Origin of the sequence: Armatimonas sp. (assembly GCF_031410135.1) — a bacterium.
Classification (GTDB): domain Bacteria; phylum Armatimonadota; class Armatimonadia; order Armatimonadales; family Armatimonadaceae; genus Armatimonas.
Genome location: NZ_JANNYP010000277.1, coordinates 1 through 1,940, shown reverse-complemented (window position 1 = coordinate 1,940; position 1,940 = coordinate 1). Strand labels below are relative to the sequence as shown.

The following is a 1,940-nucleotide window of genomic DNA, read 5'->3' as shown; positions in this document are numbered from 1 at the left end:
CTAAACCCCTCAAAAAATGAGCGAACCATGAGAGATAGATTAGTGAGTTATGGAACTCATGCCAGAAGCCAGGTTTTTCCAGAAACGGATCCATGCCAGGAAACGGTTTAGACATCACACACCTCTCCCCTGTTTTATCATGATTTGTCGGTATCGGAGACGATGTAGGCACGCCCGGAACCTGCCGGGGCGAGCTTCTGCCACTTCTTCTGGGTCGGGTTGCCCACGTAGAACTGGCGCACCAGGCTCGTGGTGTGCAGGCTCGCCAGAAAGAGCGCCAGCGCCGCGATGACCCCCACAGCCAGCTTGGCGTTTGTGGGCAGCTTGCGCGTGACAGCCTCCAGCGCGGTGAGAAGCAAGAGCATCAGGAGCGGCGCGGCGGCGGTGAAGTAGCGCCCGGCGGACTGAAGCACATTCCAGTCCACAAAGAGCATCTGCTGGAGCACCACCGCGATCAGAAAGAATAAGACGCCGCCCGCCGCCCAGAGCGCGGCTCGGATCACAGGATCACTCGGCGCGAGCTTACGACGCACCTGCGACGCGTTCCAGAAGAGCGTGAGGCCGATCGCCAAGTCTACCAAGAGCAAGTACGCCGCGTTCTGCACCATGCCGTCGTAGCTGCCAGGAAGCAGGCTCCCGATCAGCCAGAACGGTGTCCAGCCCGTCGCGGCCCAGAAGAGCACCGTGATCAGTGGCGTGAACTGCGTCGGGGAGCCTGACGGACGAATCCCGGCCCCCAGAAAATCCGTGAGCGTTGCGCCGTTGGCGAGGAGCGGGTTATCAAAAGGCCGGATCAGTGGCTTGCCGTAGTTCGTGAAGTTATGGAGCAGCCACGGCGAGAGCAAGACAAACGCGATGACAAGCGCCAATGCGAGCGGCTTGATGGCTTTCTTCTTGAAGGTCAGCCCCAGCACAACGATTACCGCAAGGCACCAGATTACCGAGGTCAAGCGGGTGAGTAGCGCCAGCCCCAAGACGATGCCGAGCAGAAGCGCTTTCTTGGTGCCCGGCACGCGCCCCTCGCGGCAGAGGCGCACGGCCATCAGCCACGCGCCTGTCCCCAGCACCATCGCCAATGGCTCGTTGGAGACATGGCCCAGCAGGTGCCCGAAGATCGGGACAAAGGCCATCAGCGGCGCGGCGGTGAGGGCGACCAGCTTGCTCTCCGGGAAGATCAGTCGCGCCGCTTTGGACGCCAGCGCAATCGCCGCCGCTCCCAAGAGCACACAAAGCCCCCGCCAGAGCATCCAAAAAGCGTTTCCTTGCACCAGCTTCCAGAGCGGCACCGAGAGAATAAAAAACAGCGGCGGGTGCTGGGCCTGGTAGCAGACAAACTCACCCTCGCTCTTGCGCTGCTCGGCGGTCGGGCGCGGCACACGGCCTGTCTCTGCCAGCGAGCGGACGTAGATCAGGTACTCTTTCTCATCGGGGCCGAGCCCGGCGAGCACGGGAGCACTGCGCTGCGCCTGCGGCACGGAGTCGGGGAGGTAGAACTCCTGCACGGGCGTGCCTGCCACATAGGTCCAGGAGAGAAAAAAGTAGAGCAAGAGAGTGCCAATGAGGCTCGCACGGACCAGGTTCATGGAGTCTGATTCGCCGCTATCGGGTAGAATCCCTTGTCTATGTCTCTCTCTGTCTGGCGACTCTTTCTGCTCGGTGGCTTTCGGCTGGAGCGTCCCGGCGAGAGCATCACTCGGCTCCGTACGCAAAAAACGGTCGCGCTGCTTGCCTGGCTGGCCCTACACCCCCACCGCGAACACGGGCGTGAGGAGCTAATCGAACGCTTCTGGCCCGAGAGCGACTTAGAGCAAGGCCGCGCCAGCCTGCGCGTCGCCCTCAACGCCCTACGCAAAGCTCTGGAGCCCCCCCCGACTCCCTCGGGCTCCGTACTCATCGCCACCCGAACACACCTCAAGATCCGCCCCGAGGCCCTCACCACC

The 1,940-nt window shown here is 62.4% G+C and carries 3 protein-coding genes; 1 reads left to right on the top strand and 2 read right to left on the bottom strand.

The window, feature by feature from the left end; all coding sequences use genetic code 11:
* The coding region (locus RMO15_RS33240) for a DUF4058 family protein (protein WP_369016099.1) at window positions 1-115 on the bottom strand (115 nt) is incomplete at its 3' end.
* Window positions 116-137: 22 nt separating this feature from the next.
* Entirely contained in the window at window positions 138-1,583 is a 1,446-nt protein-coding gene (locus tag RMO15_RS10245) for a glycosyltransferase family 39 protein (protein WP_309711531.1), read from the bottom strand.
* A 39-nt stretch (window positions 1,584-1,622) separates the two neighbouring features.
* Between RMO15_RS10245 and RMO15_RS10240 the strand changes: the two genes are divergently transcribed.
* Window positions 1,623-1,940: winged helix-turn-helix domain-containing protein (locus RMO15_RS10240; RefSeq protein WP_309711528.1), on the top strand; the 318-nt coding region annotated here is incomplete at its 3' end.

Bases quoted from the DNA above. Each gene is read 5' to 3' on its own strand.
- RMO15_RS10245 (WP_309711531.1), bottom strand. From the start codon at position 1,583: ATGAACCTGGTCCGTGCGAGCCTCATTGGCACTCTCTTGCTCTACTTT.